This window comes from Micromonospora sp. WMMC250, from assembly GCF_027460215.1.
Classification (GTDB): Bacteria; Actinomycetota; Actinomycetes; order Mycobacteriales; family Micromonosporaceae; genus Micromonospora; species Micromonospora taraxaci.
Window position 1 is genome coordinate 3,705,957 of record NZ_JAPZBJ010000002.1, and the last position, 14,389, is coordinate 3,720,345.

At 71.8% G+C, this 14,389-nt stretch carries 17 protein-coding genes; 9 read left to right on the plus strand and 8 right to left on the minus strand.

The window, feature by feature from the left end:
• Positions 1-729 carry a hypothetical protein gene (locus tag O3438_RS16280; protein WP_269680754.1) on the plus strand — a complete coding sequence of 243 codons (729 nt, stop codon included), beginning with the start codon at positions 1-3 and terminating at the stop codon, positions 727-729.
• 24 nt (positions 730-753) lie between these two features.
• Here O3438_RS16280 and O3438_RS16285 read toward each other — a convergent pair whose 3' ends face one another.
• Complete coding sequence (locus O3438_RS16285; protein WP_269680755.1) at positions 754-1,212, minus strand: rhodanese-like domain-containing protein; 459 nt, start codon at positions 1,210-1,212, stop codon at positions 754-756.
• A 70-nt stretch (positions 1,213-1,282) separates the two neighbouring features.
• On the opposite strand from O3438_RS16285, the gene ftrA reads away from it, so the two are divergent.
• Complete coding sequence (ftrA, locus tag O3438_RS16290) at positions 1,283-2,311, plus strand: transcriptional regulator FtrA (protein WP_269680756.1); 1,029 nt, start codon at positions 1,283-1,285, stop codon at positions 2,309-2,311.
• An 11-nt stretch (positions 2,312-2,322) separates the two neighbouring features.
• Here the strand turns inward: ftrA and O3438_RS16295 are convergent, their stop codons facing one another.
• Both O3438_RS16295 and O3438_RS16300 read right to left on the minus strand, forming a co-directional pair.
• Entirely contained in the window at positions 2,323-3,219 is an 897-nt protein-coding gene (locus O3438_RS16295) for a ribokinase (protein ID WP_269680757.1), read from the minus strand.
• A gap of 25 nt (positions 3,220-3,244) precedes the next feature.
• The gene (locus tag O3438_RS16300) at positions 3,245-4,087 is read right to left on the minus strand and encodes an ABC transporter ATP-binding protein (protein WP_269680758.1); all 843 of its coding nucleotides are present in this window, start codon (positions 4,085-4,087) and stop codon (positions 3,245-3,247) included.
• A 131-nt stretch (positions 4,088-4,218) separates the two neighbouring features.
• Here O3438_RS16300 and O3438_RS16305 point away from each other — a divergent pair, with 131 nt between their 5' ends.
• Positions 4,219-5,226 (plus strand): ABC transporter ATP-binding protein, encoded by a 1,008-nt coding sequence (locus tag O3438_RS16305; RefSeq protein ID WP_269680759.1) that lies wholly within the window; start codon positions 4,219-4,221, stop codon positions 5,224-5,226.
• Positions 5,223-6,233: an ABC transporter permease subunit gene (locus tag O3438_RS16310; protein ID WP_269680760.1), complete on the plus strand. Its 1,011-nt coding sequence runs from the start codon at positions 5,223-5,225 to the stop codon at positions 6,231-6,233. The genes O3438_RS16305 and O3438_RS16310 overlap by 4 nt, the downstream gene beginning before the upstream one ends.
• A gap of 109 nt (positions 6,234-6,342) precedes the next feature.
• Here the strand turns inward: O3438_RS16310 and O3438_RS16315 are convergent, their stop codons facing one another.
• A complete protein-coding gene (locus O3438_RS16315; RefSeq protein ID WP_269680761.1) occupies positions 6,343-7,518 on the minus strand; it encodes an ROK family transcriptional regulator in 1,176 nt (391 codons plus the stop codon).
• 168 nt (positions 7,519-7,686) lie between these two features.
• On the opposite strand from O3438_RS16315, the gene O3438_RS16320 reads away from it, so the two are divergent.
• Positions 7,687-9,141: a glycoside hydrolase family 3 protein gene (locus O3438_RS16320; protein ID WP_269680762.1), complete on the plus strand. Its 1,455-nt coding sequence runs from the start codon at positions 7,687-7,689 to the stop codon at positions 9,139-9,141.
• A 280-nt stretch (positions 9,142-9,421) separates the two neighbouring features.
• Here O3438_RS16320 and O3438_RS16325 read toward each other — a convergent pair whose 3' ends face one another.
• Positions 9,422-10,084: a GNAT family N-acetyltransferase gene (locus tag O3438_RS16325; protein WP_269680763.1), complete on the minus strand. Its 663-nt coding sequence runs from the start codon at positions 10,082-10,084 to the stop codon at positions 9,422-9,424.
• A 172-nt stretch (positions 10,085-10,256) separates the two neighbouring features.
• Between O3438_RS16325 and O3438_RS16330 the strand changes: the two genes are divergently transcribed.
• From O3438_RS16330 to O3438_RS16345, 4 genes are all read left to right on the plus strand, one after another.
• Positions 10,257-10,451, plus strand: a complete 195-nt coding sequence (locus O3438_RS16330) for a DNA repair protein (protein WP_269680764.1) — start codon at positions 10,257-10,259, stop codon at positions 10,449-10,451.
• Between the two features lie 63 nt (positions 10,452-10,514).
• A complete protein-coding gene (locus O3438_RS16335) occupies positions 10,515-10,769 on the plus strand; it encodes a type II toxin-antitoxin system VapB family antitoxin (protein WP_269680765.1) in 255 nt (84 codons plus the stop codon).
• Positions 10,769-11,188 (plus strand): PIN domain nuclease, encoded by a 420-nt coding sequence (locus O3438_RS16340; protein WP_269680766.1) that lies wholly within the window; start codon positions 10,769-10,771, stop codon positions 11,186-11,188. The genes O3438_RS16335 and O3438_RS16340 overlap by 1 nt, the downstream gene beginning before the upstream one ends.
• Before the next feature lie 110 nt (positions 11,189-11,298).
• Positions 11,299-11,817, plus strand: coding sequence for a hypothetical protein (locus O3438_RS16345; protein ID WP_269680767.1), 519 nt, complete (start codon positions 11,299-11,301; stop codon positions 11,815-11,817).
• A 10-nt stretch (positions 11,818-11,827) separates the two neighbouring features.
• On the opposite strand, the gene O3438_RS16350 is transcribed toward O3438_RS16345, so the two are convergent.
• The 3 genes from O3438_RS16350 to O3438_RS16360 form a co-directional block, all read right to left on the minus strand.
• Positions 11,828-12,277 (minus strand): hypothetical protein, encoded by a 450-nt coding sequence (locus O3438_RS16350; protein WP_269680768.1) that lies wholly within the window; start codon positions 12,275-12,277, stop codon positions 11,828-11,830.
• Positions 12,278-12,570: 293 nt separating this feature from the next.
• Complete coding sequence (locus tag O3438_RS16355; protein ID WP_269680769.1) at positions 12,571-13,323, minus strand: Clp protease N-terminal domain-containing protein; 753 nt, start codon at positions 13,321-13,323, stop codon at positions 12,571-12,573.
• 59 nt (positions 13,324-13,382) lie between these two features.
• The gene (locus tag O3438_RS16360; protein ID WP_269680770.1) at positions 13,383-14,387 is read right to left on the minus strand and encodes a glycosyltransferase; all 1,005 of its coding nucleotides are present in this window, start codon (positions 14,385-14,387) and stop codon (positions 13,383-13,385) included.
• Positions 14,388-14,389 lie beyond the last annotated feature (2 nt).

Consider the following 14,389-nt stretch of genomic DNA (forward strand, 5'->3'; position numbering starts at 1 on the left):
ATGGCGATTCCCCTCCCCACCCCGACCGCCGTGGTCGGCCTGACCCGCTCCGCTCTCGACCAGGCGCTCGGCTCGGCCGCCTCGTTCGCCGCCGTTCCCACCCGCGCGTTCGCGGTGCTGGACGGGGTGGAGGCGCTGCTGGCGCGGATCAACGGCGTGGTCGACCGGATCGAGACGACCCTGGACCGGACCGACCAGGTGCTCACCGACGCCGAGGCAGCCGTCCGCGAGGTGGCCGTGATCAGCGCCGCCGCGACCACCGCCATCGACACCGCCACCGAGGTGGCCAGCGCCGCCGCCGTGGTGGTCGCCGACGCCGACCGCGTCGCCCGGACCGCCGCCACGGTGGTCGCCAACGCCGAGGGGGTGGCCGGCCGGGCCGCCGTCACCGTGGGCACCGCGGCGGAGGCCGCCGCCACCGCTGCCGAACTGCTGGCGGCGTACGAGCCGGCGCTGCGGCGTGCCGCGCCGATGACCGAGCGGTTCGTCGAGCAGCTCAGCCACGAGGAGATCACCGCCGCGATCCACCTGATCGACGAGCTGCCCAAGCTCAAGCAACACCTGACGGCGGACATCCTGCCGATCCTGGCCACCCTCGACCGGGTCGGGCCCGACCTGCACGACCTGCTCGACGTGACCCGGGACCTCAAGCTCGCCGTGGCCGGCATCCCCGGGCTGGGCATGCTGCGCCGACGCGGAGAGAAGCTCGCCGACGAGCCCGCCGGCTGATCCCTCGCCCGCCTGGACAGGGAATCAGCAGTCGCAGGTGATCGTCGTGGTCGGGGCGGTCAGGTCGTCGACCGGACGACGGGTCAACCCGGTCGCCGTCACCACCGGCAGCCCTTCCCTCGCCCAGTACTCGAACCCACCGAGCATCTCCTTGACCCGGTAACCGAGCCGGGCGAACTCCAGCGCCGCACGGGTCGCGCCGTTGCAGCCCGGCCCCCAGCAGTAGGTCACCACCGCCGAGCCGGCCGGGACGACCTCCGCCGCGCGGGTCGCGATCTCGGCGGTGGGCAGGTGCACCGCACCGGGGAGATGTCCCTGCGTCCAGGCCGCCACACCCCTGGTGTCGACCACCACCAGATCGGGGGTACGGGCTGACAGGTCGGCGTGCACGTCACTCACGTCGGTCTCGACGCCGAGGCGGGCGGAGAAGTGGGCGGCGGCGGTGGCCGGGTCGGCCGCCGGAACGGCGAAGGTGAAGGTCATGCGCCGATCCTCGCCAGTACGACGGGCCTGGACGAGTGGCGGATAGGACGTCCTGCGCTAACATCCCGCCATGCCGCTCGGGTCCACGTCCACCGACCCGCTCCTGCTCCCGGCACCCCGACGGGCGTCAGCGGCGCACCGCGTCGCCGTGCTCGCGTACCCGGGGATGTCGGTGTTCGAGACGGGCATCGTCACCGAGGTGTTCGGGCTGCCCCGGCCCGAGTTCGGCGTCGAGTGGTACGACCTGGTGGTCTGCGCGGAGCAACCGGGACCGGTGCCGGTGGTCGGCGGCGCCAGCCTGCACACCCCGTACGGCCTGGCCGACCTGGCGGGCGCGCGGACGGTGATCGTGCCCGGTGTCCCGGACGTGACCGGTGACCCGTCGCCGGAGCTGGTGACCGCGCTACGCCGGGCACACCGAAGCGGCGCGCGGATCATGTCGATCTGCTCGGGAGCGTTCGCGCTGGCCGGCGCCGGGTTGCTGGACGGCCGGCGGGCCACCACCCACTGGCGGTACGCCGAACTGCTGGCGCGGCGGTACCCGCGGATCGAGGTGGACCCGGACGTGCTCTATCTCGACGACGGTGACCTGCTCACCAGCGCCGGGAGCGCCGCCGGACTGGACCTCTGCGTCCACGTGGTCCGGCGTGACCACGGCGCGGCGGTCGCCAACGCGGTCGCCCGGCGACTGGTGATCCCGCCGCACCGCGACGGCGGGCAGGCCCAGTTCGTCGAGGCGCCGGTGCCCGTCGACCCGGACGACGACCGGATCGCCGCCAGCATCGACTGGGCACTCGCCCGTCTCGCCGAACCGTTGACAGTGGCGCGGCTCGCCGGGAACGCGCACATGTCGCCCCGCACCTACCTGCGGCACTTCGCCCGGGCCACCGGGACCAGCCCGATCCGCTGGCTGATCGACCAGCGGATCCGGGCCAGCCTGCCCCTGCTGGAGGAGACGGACGCCCCGGTCGAGCGGGTCGCCCGGTCGGTGGGATTCGACACGCCGGTCACGTACCGGCACCACTTCGGCCGGATCATGCTGACCTCACCGTCGGCGTACCGCAGGGCCTTCCGCGTCGGCGCGGACCGGCCGGCGTAGCGAGGACTGGTTCAGGCCGGCGCGTACAGCTCGTCGATCTCGGCGCGCTGCGGAAGCGCGACCGAGGCACCGAGCTTGCGTACGCAGGCAGCGCCGGCAGCAGACGCCCAGCGCACCGCGTCGACCAGATCGCGTCCCTCGCCCCAGCCGACGGCCAGCGCGGCGGTGAACGCGTCGCCCGCGGCGGTGGAGTCGACCACGTCGACGGGGATCGCCGGTACGTGCACCTCGGTGCCGTCCCGGTCGACGTACCAGGCACCCTCGCCACCGAGAGTGAGCACGGCCCTGGGGGTCAGGTCGAGCAGCGCCCGGGGCTCTTCCCGACCTCGACCGGCGAGCGTGCGCGCCTCGCCCTCGTTGACGACCAGCAGGTCCACCGATGCGAGCAGCTCGGGCGGGAGGTCGCGTGCCGGGGCTGCGTTGAGGATGACCCGGGTGCCGGCGGCGCGGGCGGCCACCGCCGCGGCCGTCACTGTCGACACCGGGATCTCCAGTTGGGCGACGAGGACGTCCGCCGCGCTCACGGTGGCCAACTCGTCAGCGGTGAGGCCGACCAGCGCGTCGTTGGCCCCGGGGGTGACCAGGATGGCGTTCTCGCCCTGGGCGTTCACCATCACCAACGCCACGCCGGAGGTGCCGTAGACCACCCGCAGTTGACTGGTGTCCACCCCGGCCGCCGTGATGCGGGCCTTGAGGGTGACGCCGAAGGCATCCGAGCCGATCGCGCCGAGGAAGGAGCAGGACGCGCCGGCCCGAGCCGCGGCGACGGCCTGGTTGGCCCCCTTACCGCCGGGCACCATCACGAAGTCGGTGCCGAGCATGGTCTCACCCAGTCTCGGCAACGCGGGCGCCATCGCGACCAGGTCCATGTTGGCGCTGCCCACCACGGCGACCCGGGTCTGCGGCACTGTCGTCTCCGCCCTGACCCGTCGCTCAGGCCGCCCGAGCGGTGTAGCGGTCGCCGGAGCGCTCCACCACCAGCGGCAGGCCGAAGGTCTTGGAGAGGTTGTCCCCGGTGAGGGTGTCGGCGAGCAGGCCCTGGGCGACCACGCCACCCTCGCGCAGCAGCAGCGCGTGGGTGAACCCCGGCGGGATCTCCTCGACGTGGTGGGTGACCAGCACCATCGCCGGGGCGTCCGGGTCGTACGCCAGCTCGGCCAGTCGGGCGACCAGGTCCTCCCGGCCACCCAGGTCGAGCCCGGCGGCGGGCTCGTCGAGCAGTAGCAGCTCCGGGTCGGTCATCAGGGCACGGGCGATCTGCACCCGCTTGCGCTCCCCCTCGGAGAGGGTGCCGTAGCGGCGTTCGGCGAGCCCGCCCACACCGAGCTGGCTGAGCAGCGCCCGGGCCCGCGCCTCGTCGCCACGGTCGTAGTTCTCCCGCCAGCGGCCGACCACCGACCAGGCGGCGGTCACCACCACGTCGCTGACCCGCTCGTCGGCGGGCAGTCGCTCGGCGACCGCGGCGGTGGTGAGCCCGATGCGGGTACGCAGCTCGTTGACGTCGGTGCGGCCGATCCGTTCGCCGAGCACGTGCGCTACACCCGTGGTGGGGTGCAGTCGGCCGGCGGCCAGGTTGAGAAGTGTCGTCTTGCCGGCCCCGTTGGAGCCGAGCACCACCCACCGCTCGTCCAGCTCGACCCGCCAGGTCAGGTCCTGCAGGAGGGCGGTGCCGGAGCGGCGTACGCCCACGCCGTCGAGGCTGACCACCAGATCCGGGTCGACGGGGGCGGCGGCAGGCGCGGCGCCGGCGGCGCCGGGGATCAGGTCACCAGTCACCGCTCCATCCAACCACGCAGCGACGCGGCGCCCCCCACGGGCGGCGCCCCGGCCATAGGGTGAAGCGCCGTGTCATTGATCACCAAACCTGAAGGACCGTCCATGCCCCGTCGAGGTACGGAGCCGCGCGGATGAGCGCGGTCATCGAGATCGAGGGTCTGCGCAAGACCTTCCACACCATGCGCAACGGCCGACGGGTGGCGGTGGACGGGTTCGACCTGCTGGTCGAGGAGGGCCAGATCCACGGCTTCCTGGGCCCGAACGGATCCGGCAAGACCACCACCCTGCGCGCCCTGCTCGGGCTGGTACGCGCCGACAGCGGACGGATGACGGTGCTGGGTGCGCCGTCGCCGGAGTCGCTGCCCCGGGTGGCGGGGCAGGTCGGCGCCATCGTGGAGAGTCCGCAGTTCTTCGGCAACTTCACCGGCTACCGCACCCTGCGGTTGTTGGCGCGTGCCGGCGGGGTGCCGGTCTCGCGGGTGGACGAGGCGCTGGACCTGGTGGGCCTACGCGACCGCGGCGACGAGCGGGTGAAGGGCTACTCGCTGGGCATGAAGCAGCGCCTGGCGGTGGCGTCCGCGCTGCTGAAGGACCCACGGTTGCTCATCCTGGACGAGCCGGCGAACGGGCTGGACCCGGCGGGCATCCGGGAGATGCGGGACCTGATGCGGTCACTGGCGGCGGCCGGGGTGACAGTGCTGGTGTCCAGTCACATCCTTGGCGAGATCCAACTGATCTGCGACCACGTCACGATCATTTCGCACGGGCGTCGGGTGGCGGCCGGTCGGGTGGACGAGGTGCTGGCCGGTTACGACAGGCACGAGTTCCTGGTGCGGGTGGCCGAGACCGAGCGCGCTGTCGAGCTGCTGCACGCGGCCGGGCTGACGGCGGCCGTCGACGGCGAGGCGCTGGTGGTGAGCGGGGTGAGTGACCCGACGGTGGTCAGCCGGACGCTCGGCGAGCAGGGTCTGTGGGTGGGCGAGCTGACCCCGCTCCGGCCGGATCTGGAGAGCGTCTTCCTGGAGTTGACGGGCGCGTACGAGCATCCGTCGGTGCCCCGGCAGGTCGACGACGCGGCGCTGTCGTACGCCGATCAGGGCGATGCTGTGATCAATATCGATCGGGGAGTGGACGCGTGAACCTGGTCCGTGCCGAGGTGGAGCGGCTGTCGGCCCGTCGCTTCGTGCAGCTCATGGTCGTCCTGCTGGTGTTTGCCTTCGCTGTCACGGCGGCGACCACCCTGGCGGGTTCCCACAAGCCGAGCGCGGACGAGATGACCTCGGCGCGGGCTCAGGCCGCCGAGGCGCGGCAGGGACTGGAGCTGGCTCACCAGCAGTGCCTGGCGCGACAGAACGGCACGCTTCCGCAGAGCGACATGGACCAGTACTTCCCCAAGGACTGCTCGGAGATCGACCCGATCCGGCAGGATCGGCTGCCGATCGCCGCGGACTTCCTGCCGGGGGTGTTCAGCTTCGCCAACCAGGCGCTGCCGCTGCTCTACTTCCTCATCGCGTTCCTGGTGCTGTTCGGGTTCCTGGTCGGCGCCTCCTACATCGGCGCCGATCTGAACTCCGGTGGCGTGGTGAACCTGCTGCTGTGGCGACCACGCCGGTTGACGGTGCTGGCGACCAAGTTGGGCACCCTGCTCGGCATGGTGCTGGTTCTGGCCCTGATCGCGTCGGTGGCCTACCTCGCCACGTTCTGGGTGATCGGGCAGACCGCCGGACTACCCGGCCGGCTGAGCGGTGAGTTCTGGCGTTCGCTCGGCGCGGTGCACCTCCGTGGTGTGGTGCTGGTGCTGCTGGCCTCCGCGATGGGCTTCGCCATCGCGACACTGGGTCGGCACACGTCGGCGGCGTTGGGGGCGGCGGCGGCGTACCTGGTGGTGTGGGAGTTGGGCGGCCGCCTGGTCCTGGAGATCATCGACGCTCGACGGCCGGACCGGTTCATGCTCTCCAGCCACATCCAGGCCTGGCTCACCGCCAAGGCGGATTTCTGGGACACCTGTCCGGGTAGCTCGGGCGCGGCCTACTGCGACGGCTCCTATGTCCTGACCTGGGGGCCGGCTCTGGTGGTGCTGCTCCTGCTCACCGGCGGACTGACCGCAGCGGCGTTCGCCGTGTTCCGTCGCCGCGACCTGATCTGAGCCGGGGCCGGTCGGGCCGGCCCTCAGGGGTCGGCCCGACGGGCCGGCAAGGGCTTGCAACCCGCGGGCTCGCGGTGAAATATTCCTTCACATGACCGCCGCAGCGGGCTCAGCCGACGGTGGAGCCGAACACCTCGTCGCGCACAGCGTCCAGCGCGGTGCGCAGCGCGCCGTGCAGGATCGGCTCCTCGGTCAGCCCGGTCGGCACCACCCGAGGTCGGACCAGGGTGATCGCCGCCACCTCCTGCTGCACCCGGTCGGCGAGCGCCGTGCCACCGGCCCGACCCACCTCGCCGGCGAGCACCACCAGCGGCGGGTCGAGCACCACACAGGTGCTGGCCACGCCGATCGCGAGCCGGCGGGCCAACTCGTCGAGCATCGGGCCGCCCTCGGCGCCGGCAGCGACGGCCGCGAGGACCGCCTCGGCGGCGTCGGCGTCCGGGTAGCCGTGCTCACCGGCCACCGCCCGCACCGAGTCCGCGCCGACGAGCTGCTGGAAGGCCGGCTTGGCACGCCGGGAGACATCACGCGGGATGGGCGCGCCGGGCACCGGCAGGTAGCCGATCTCGCCGGCCGCTCCGCTGCTGCCGTGGTGCAGCCGCCCGCCCAGCATGATCGCCAGCCCGACACCGGCGCCCACCCAGACCAGCACGAAATCCGCCAGACCCTGTGCGGCACCGGACTGCGCCTCGGCCACCGCGGCCAGGTTGACGTCGTTCTCGAAGACGACCGGGGTGTGCAGGTCCTCCCGCAACGCGGCCAGCAGGCCGCTGTGCCAGCGCGGCAGGTTGAAGGCGAAGGTGATGTCGCCGGTGCCCGGGTCGACCAGACCCGGAGTGCCGAGCACGATCCGCCGTACGCTGCTCAGCTGCGCCTGGGCGCTGCTCGCTGCCTGCACCACGGCGTTGTGCACCACGCCCACCGGGTCGTCGGTGTCCCGGGTCGACTGCTCCACCCGACCGATGACCGCACCGGTGATGTCGGCGCAGGCGGCCACCACCCGGTCCGGCCCGACGTCGACCCCGACCACGTGCGCGCTGCTCGGACGAACCGCGTAGAGCTGGGCGTTCGGCCCCCGCCCGCCGGCCTGCTCGCCGACCCGCGTGACGAGGCCGCGCTCCTCCAGCCGCTCGACGAGTTGCGAGGCGGTGACCTTCGACAGCCCGGTCAGCTCGCCGAGTCGGGCCCTGGTCAACGGACCGCGTTCGAGGAGCAGTTCCAGCGCGGCACGGTCGTTGAGCGCCCGCAACAGGCGGGGGGTGCCGGGTAGCCGGGTCGCACTCATGACACGTCCTCTAGTTTTAGTAAACTTTGCTAACTGTAAACCGACCTGCGAACGGGTAGCCGTAGCGTAACGGTCACCCGACGGTGGGACGCTCGGCCGACCCGGCAGGGCCAAGACCACCACCGGTACGAGGTTTCGTACGCGCTGGGCACCGAAGGGGGAGATCACGTGGGGCTGGATCCAGGACTGCGCCGGCTGGCGCTGGGCACGTTGCTGGCCGCGTACCCGGGACCCGTACCGCCGGACTGGGCGGTCGACCTGCTGGCCGACGGGCTGGCCGGGCACACCCTGTTCGGCACCAACGTGCACGACCCCGCACAGCTGGCGGCGAGCACCGCCGCGCTGCGCGCGGGACGGCCGGACGTGCTGATCGCCATCGACGAGGAGGGCGGCGACGTGACCCGGCTGGCACACGCCACCGGCAGCCCGTACCCCGGCAACGCCGCCCTCGGCGCGATCGGTGACGTGGCGCTCACCCGCCGGGTCTACCAGTCGATCGGCACCGAGTTGGCCGCGCTCGGCATCACCGTCAACCTCGCCCCGACGGTGGACGTCAACACCGCCGACGACAACCCGGTGATCGGCACGCGGTCCTTCGGCGCGGATCCGGTGCGGGTCGCCGCCCACTCGGCGGCCGCCGTGACCGGCCTCCAGGCTGCCGGCGTGGCCGCCTGCGCCAAACACTTCCCCGGGCACGGCGCCACAGTGACCGACTCCCACCACGAGCTGCCCACAGTGGACGCCCCACTGAGCCTGCTGCGCCAGCGGGACCTGCCGCCGTTCGCCGCGGTCGTCGCCGCCGGGGCACGGGCCGTGATGACCGCGCACATCCGGGTTCCGGCACTGACCGGCAGCGACCCGGCCACCTTCAGCCGAGCCGTCCTGGTCGATCTGCTCCGCGCCGAGTACGGCTTCACCGGCGTCGTCATCACCGACGCCCTGGAGATGAAGGGCGCGGCGGTGGCCGCCGGTGGGGTGGGTCCGGCCGCCGTTCGGGCCCTGGCCGCCGGTGCCGACCTGCTCTGCATCGGCGCCACTGTCGACGCCGAGCTGGTCGAGCTGGTGGCCGCCGAGATCGTCGACGCGCTCAGCGACGGCCGCTTGGCGACCGCACGGGTCGAGGAGGCCGCCGGCCGGACCGCCGAACTCGCCGCCTGGACGCGGGCCGCCGTCGGGTCGCCGACCACCGACGACACCGACCTGGGGTACGCGGCAGCCCGCCGCGCCGTCCGTGTCGACGGCGTACTCACCGGCCTGGACCAGCCGCTTGTGGTGCACCTGCACACCGAGTCGACGATCGCGGAGGGGCGGGTCCCGTGGGGCCTCGGCCCACACCTCGACGGGGTGCAGGAGCTCCGGGTGATCGCCACCGAGGCCGACCCGTCGAGCCTGCGTGAGCTGGCCGGTAACCGACCCGTCGTGCTGGTCGGGCGACACCTGCACCGGCTGCCCGGAGGTCCGGAACTGATCAACGGACTGGCCGCCCAGCATGCCGTGACCGTGGTCGAGATGGGTTGGCCGGCACAGTGGCGGCCAACCGGCGTGCGTGCCTTCGTCACCACCTTCGGCGCGAGCCACGCCAACGGGCGAGCGGCGGCCGAGGCGCTCGGTTTGACCCGATAGCTTGACCCGACAGCGGAACACCCACCTCGGCACTACACGCTACGTCACCGTTGGTAGGGACGGCGTGAACAGCTCAGCCGCAGGTCAAGTCCGCTTTTCGACACTCCGAACCGACACCTCAAACCTTGCCCCACGCCTGTTCGATACGTAGCGTGATCGACATGTTCCGGTTCGCGCACGGCGTGACCGGCGCACCGGAACCGGGACCTGGGGGGAGGTTGCGGACCGTGGATCCGGCCCGGGATCCACGGTCCGCGCCCATTACCGACCCGCTGGCCGGTCAGCGCGGATAGACCCCGTACGCGCGCCAGCCCCGATCCGGAAACCCGGCGGCTTCGGCCACCCGGGCCGAGGCGTGGTTGTCCCGCTCGTGCAGATAGGTCGGCACCGCCCCCTCGTCGAGGACCCGTCGCGCCGCCTGGGCCACGAGTCGGCGGGCGAGGCCACGCCCCTGGGCGGCCGGCACCGTGCCGACGGCCAACTCGTGCCCGTACGCGTCGTGCCGCTTGATGCCGGCACCCGCCAGGTAGGCGCCGTCCGGGTCGCGGACCACCAGCACCGGCTGGTCGAAGAGCCGCAACCAGGGCGGCAACCCGGGAGCCGTCGGATCGGTCCACTCCCCCACGTCGGGAAGCGGGGCGGGAGCCACGCTCCACCGGAAGAAGCCGTCGTGCACGCACCAGTCCGGCAGCCCGACGGCCTCCGGCAGCGCGGCGAGCAGCCGGTCCGGTGTACGCCGGATCAGCGAACGGATCGCCGCCACCCGCTCCGGCGCGACGGAGAGGACACCGCTCTGCCCGGTGTCCACGGCGAGCGCGGGCCGCAGTCGACCGTCCCAGGCCGGTTGGGCCCGTCGGCGCGAGGCCACCACGTGCAACCCCGGCCCGGCCGGCCATTGGCCGAGCCAGGTGGCCAGGTGCAGTTGGAGTCGCCGGTCGAGCATGCAGACCTCCCCCGTCACCCGGCCCGTCGTGGATCACCGTACGCCGGAGAGCGCGGTCGGGCGGACGAACCGTACGGGCCGGACCCGACAGCGGGTGAGCGGAACCAGGCAGACAAATCGACCGTCATATCTATTTCCATACCTGGTCACCTTTGTTTGGGACGGTGAACGCATGCCGATGCAGCCGAACGACCACTACCAGCAGGACCCCGAGCGACTCTGGCAGGCGGCGGAGACCGTCGGTGGCATCCCGCCCCAGCCGCGCTACCGCCACCCCCGAGCGGTGGGCGCTGGGGACCTGTCGTGGTGCGGGCTGAACAAGATGTCGACCGGCAGCTCCAGCCGGCATCGCCTGAACCGCCGTTGACGCACCAATTCAAGACTATTTCTGGTGCCTCACGAGGGTGTCAGCTGGTGTAGATTTCACTTCATGACTCGCATCACCGTGGACGTGAACGACGAGTGGTTGGACGCCGCCCGGGAGGTCCTCGGCACTGACACCAAGGTGGCCACCATCAATGCCGCCCTGCACGCGTTCGCCGTCCGTCGGCAGGCTCGCGAGATCGTCGCCGCGTTCGACCAGGTGGAGATGGACTTCAGTGGGTCTGTCGACGCCTGGCGCCACGGCGGCGGCCGCGACCTGGGCTCACTCGCCGAACAGGCGCGCGACACCGAGGCAGCCTGATGGCGGGGCAGATCTACCTCGCGGACACTTCGGTCTACGTCCTACAGGGTCGCCACCCGTCGGTTCGGCGGCGCTTCGAGACACTGTTGGCCGAGGGACGGCTGGCCGCCTGTCAGATGACCAGCCTCGAATATCTCAACAACGCACCCCACCCGAAGGGTTACGAAATCCTCTGGCAGGCACTGCGGGGGCACCGCTGGATGGATGTGTCGACAGCAGCGATGGACCGAGCCCTGGAGGTCCACCGCGTCCTCGCGGCCGACAGTCAGCACCGCCACTTCCGGCTACCCGATCTGATCATCGCAGCGACCGCAGAACAGCACGGCGCGACAGTGCTGCACTACGACGCCGACTACGACCGGATCAGCGCCGTGACCGGCCAGCCCACCGAGTGGGTCGCACCGAAGGGCAGCCTCTGAGCCTCTCGAGCGGGCGACACACCGGGGAGGTCCAGCGGCGGCTTTCGCACACCTGTCGGGTAATTTCTTGTGGTCCGGCATCCCGGCCTACGACAGGAGAAGCTCCGCGCATGGGCAAGAAGACGATCCACGTCTCCGACTTCACCGGCACGGTTCTGCAGCAGGACGACGAGGTGGTCCGCGTCGTGGTGCTGGAGCACCCGGACCTGGTCGCCGGGCCCGTGCAGTTGGACGCCACGCCGACCGAGGTGGAGAACATCGACGACGCCGCCCTGGACGTGGCGGTGGTCGAGATCCACGACCGGCACGGCGGCGGCGAGCCCCGCCGGGTGGTGTTGACCGCCAGCGAGTTCGACGCGATGGCCACCGACGTGCCGATGGCCCAACTGCTGAAGACGGCCGAGCGGGTCCGGCCGCCCAAGGCCCGCAAGAGCGCCGAGAAGATCGACTACGGCACGCTCGAGCACGCCGGCAAGCCGCACCGTGGTCGGGTCACCGAGGAGGAGGCCCGACTGGTACGCGAGCAGCTCGACGAGGTCAACAAGCGCCTCGCCGACGCGGGCGTGCGCCAGATCGACCCGGCCGACCCGGAGCACGCCCTGCGCTACGGCTTTCCCGACGTCCCCTGACCCAACGGCGTCAGCAGGCCTTCTTCGCCTTGTCGCGGAAGGCGGTCTCGGTGACCGCCTTCCGCTGCGTCTGCCCCTCGTGCACGAGGACGCGATCCGGCCCGGGCCCGGTCACCTCGGCCAGCGTGAAGTGGACGGGGACGGCGTTGTGCCGGCCCCCGTAGGCGGCGACCGAGTATTCAGTGCCAGGTTCGAGAGCGGTGAGCGTCTGCTCGTCGGGCGTCCAACCTGCCGGCAGTTCGAAGAAGGTCACGGTCGTCACCTCGCCGCCGCCGTTGCGGTCGATGGTCCAGCTCTGAGCCGGCGTGACGTCGACGGTGTAGACGCTGATCCGGTCTGCCGTGAACGCGGCGCACTCCGCCACGACCAGAGCCGGTTGCCCGTCGACCACGCGTAGGGCGAGCACCGGCTTCTCGGCCGGGGAGCAGGCGGTCAGCCCCGCCAGCGCCGCCGACGTCATGAGGACACCCACCACTCGGACATCTGCTCGGTGGTGAACGTTCCGCCGGCCACTCGACACGACCGCAGCCCTCCTGGCACGCCTGGACATCTGTGTGGATGAGCGTGCAATGACCCGAGGCTAGGCGAGAGCGATCCGGCGCGAGGACCCGCGAAGGCATAAGCAACTTTCCGGACTCAACTCCAGTGACCAGTCGCTGCCGACGCCCTCGGTCGCGGCGACGGCTGGGAAGACCGCGCCGTCCCGGAGCGGCATCGCCACTCGCGGGACGGCTCGAAACGGATCGCGGTCGCCTAACCGGCCTCGCCACTCTTCGACGCGGCGCTGACCGCGGCGGCGAGGGCGGTGGCGAGGTCGGCCTCCACCGCCGCCTTCTCCAGACCGAGGCTGGTCAGCACGCCGGTGCCGTCCTCCTGCTCCAGCAGGGCGAGCAGGATGTGCTCGGTGCCGATGTAGTTGTGCCCGAGGCGCAGCGCCTCCCGGAAGGTCAGCTCCAACGCCTTCTTGCCACGCGCGTCGTACGGGATGAGGTCCGGCACCTGCTCGACGCGGGGCGGGAGGGCGGCGGCGACCGTCTCCCGCACCGCCTCGGGTGTGACGCCCAGGTCAGCCATCACCCGGGCGGCGAGCGCCTCCGGCTCCGCCAGCAGACCCAGCACCAGGTGCTCGGGCCCGATCTCGGCGTTCCCGCTGGCTCGGGCCTCCTCCTGGGAGGCCATCACCACGTTGCGGGCCCGGGGGGTGAAACGGCCGAAGCCGGCGTTCGGGTCGAGTGCGGCGGCGTCGGTGGAGGCCTTCGGCACGAAGCGCTTCTGGGCGGCCTGCTTGGAGACGCCCATGCTGCGGCCGATGTCAGTCCAGGAGGCACCCGAGCGGCGGGCCTGGTCGACGAAGTGACCGATCAGGTGATCGGCGACCTCACCGAGGTGGTCGGCAGCGATGACCGCATCGGTGAGCTGGTCCAGGGCGTCGGTGTGCGCCGTCTTGATCGCCTGGATCAGGTCATCGAGCTTGACCGTGTTGCTCATCCGGTTAGGTTCTGTCATACGTCAACCATAGGTTGACGCAACCCCTTCGTCAACCCAAAGTTGACGCATGGGCGTGCTCACTCGACGAACTCCGGCAGTCGTCGGGCGACGGCCGTCGGCGACGGCATGTGAGCGATCTCCTCGGCGACGTCCCGGGCCGCCTCGCGCTGCGCGGCGTGCCGCGACAGCAGGCGGCGGGCCTGCTCGGCGACAGCGCTCGCGTCCACCTCCCCGGGGAGGAGCCGCAGGGCGAGACCGGCGGCGCTGAGCACCTCGGCGTTGGCGAACTGGTCAGCACCCTGCGGCAGCATCAACTGCGGTACGCCGACAGCGAGCGCACCGAGGGTGGTGCCACTGCCGCCGTGGTGCACCACCGCGTCGACGAGCGGCAACAGTTCCGCCTGCGACACCCACTGACGCACGGTGACGTGGTCGGGAATCTCACCGAGCTGCTCCGGGGGCACGCGACCTGCCGCGACCACCACCTGCGCGTCCACCGTTGCCAGACCGGCGATGGCCGTACGGAGCAGTTCGGCGGTGCCGAACGCGGTGCCAAGGGTCAGGTAGATCAACGGCCGAGACGTCCGACGGCTCACCCCTGCGGGTAGCGGGGCCGGTGTGGAGAAGGCGACCGGGCGCAGCTCGATCCGATGTTCCGTGACGAGGAACGTCTCGTCCTGTAGGGAGGGCGGCCAGATGTCGACGTGCGGTCGACCGACGACCTCGGGGTTCCTGGTGGGGAGTTCGAGGCCGATGCCCTCGGGGATCATTCGGCCGAACCCGTGCCAGATGCTCGGGATGCCGGCCCGACGAGCGGCGACGCCGGCTCCCGGCAACCCCCACCCATGCACCACCAGGTCCGGGCGTAGTCGCGCCAACTCCGGTTCGAGATCCTCGGCGTACACCTCGTAGAACGCGTCGGCGGGACGGAACGGCCGCAGACCGTTGGCGGCGAGCGGCTGGTGTACCGCCTCACCGGCGGCGAAGTGCACCTCGTGACCGGCATCCCGGGCGGCGACCGCCAGCGGGATCAGCGGATAGGTGTGGCCGACTGACGCAAGACTGGCGAACAGCACACGCATGA

Coding starts and splice junctions, on each gene's coding strand:
- O3438_RS16330 (WP_269680764.1), top strand. CDS start 10,257: ATGCCGATGCAGCCGAACGACCACTACCAGCAGGACCCCGAGCGACTC.
- O3438_RS16305 (WP_269680759.1), top strand. CDS start 4,219: ATGAGCGCGGTCATCGAGATCGAGGGTCTGCGCAAGACCTTCCACACC.
- O3438_RS16285 (WP_269680755.1), bottom strand. CDS start 1,212: ATGACCTTCACCTTCGCCGTTCCGGCGGCCGACCCGGCCACCGCCGCC.
- O3438_RS16325 (WP_269680763.1), bottom strand. CDS start 10,084: ATGCTCGACCGGCGACTCCAACTGCACCTGGCCACCTGGCTCGGCCAA.
- O3438_RS16280 (WP_269680754.1), top strand. CDS start 1: ATGGCGATTCCCCTCCCCACCCCGACCGCCGTGGTCGGCCTGACCCGC.
- O3438_RS16350 (WP_269680768.1), bottom strand. CDS start 12,277: ATGACGTCGGCGGCGCTGGCGGGGCTGACCGCCTGCTCCCCGGCCGAG.
- O3438_RS16360 (WP_269680770.1), bottom strand. CDS start 14,387: ATGCGTGTGCTGTTCGCCAGTCTTGCGTCAGTCGGCCACACCTATCCG.
- ftrA (WP_269680756.1), top strand. CDS start 1,283: ATGCCGCTCGGGTCCACGTCCACCGACCCGCTCCTGCTCCCGGCACCC.
- O3438_RS16345 (WP_269680767.1), top strand. CDS start 11,299: ATGGGCAAGAAGACGATCCACGTCTCCGACTTCACCGGCACGGTTCTG.
- O3438_RS16340 (WP_269680766.1), top strand. CDS start 10,769: ATGGCGGGGCAGATCTACCTCGCGGACACTTCGGTCTACGTCCTACAG.
- O3438_RS16335 (WP_269680765.1), top strand. CDS start 10,515: ATGACTCGCATCACCGTGGACGTGAACGACGAGTGGTTGGACGCCGCC.
- O3438_RS16355 (WP_269680769.1), bottom strand. CDS start 13,323: ATGACAGAACCTAACCGGATGAGCAACACGGTCAAGCTCGATGACCTG.
- O3438_RS16315 (WP_269680761.1), bottom strand. CDS start 7,518: ATGAGTGCGACCCGGCTACCCGGCACCCCCCGCCTGTTGCGGGCGCTC.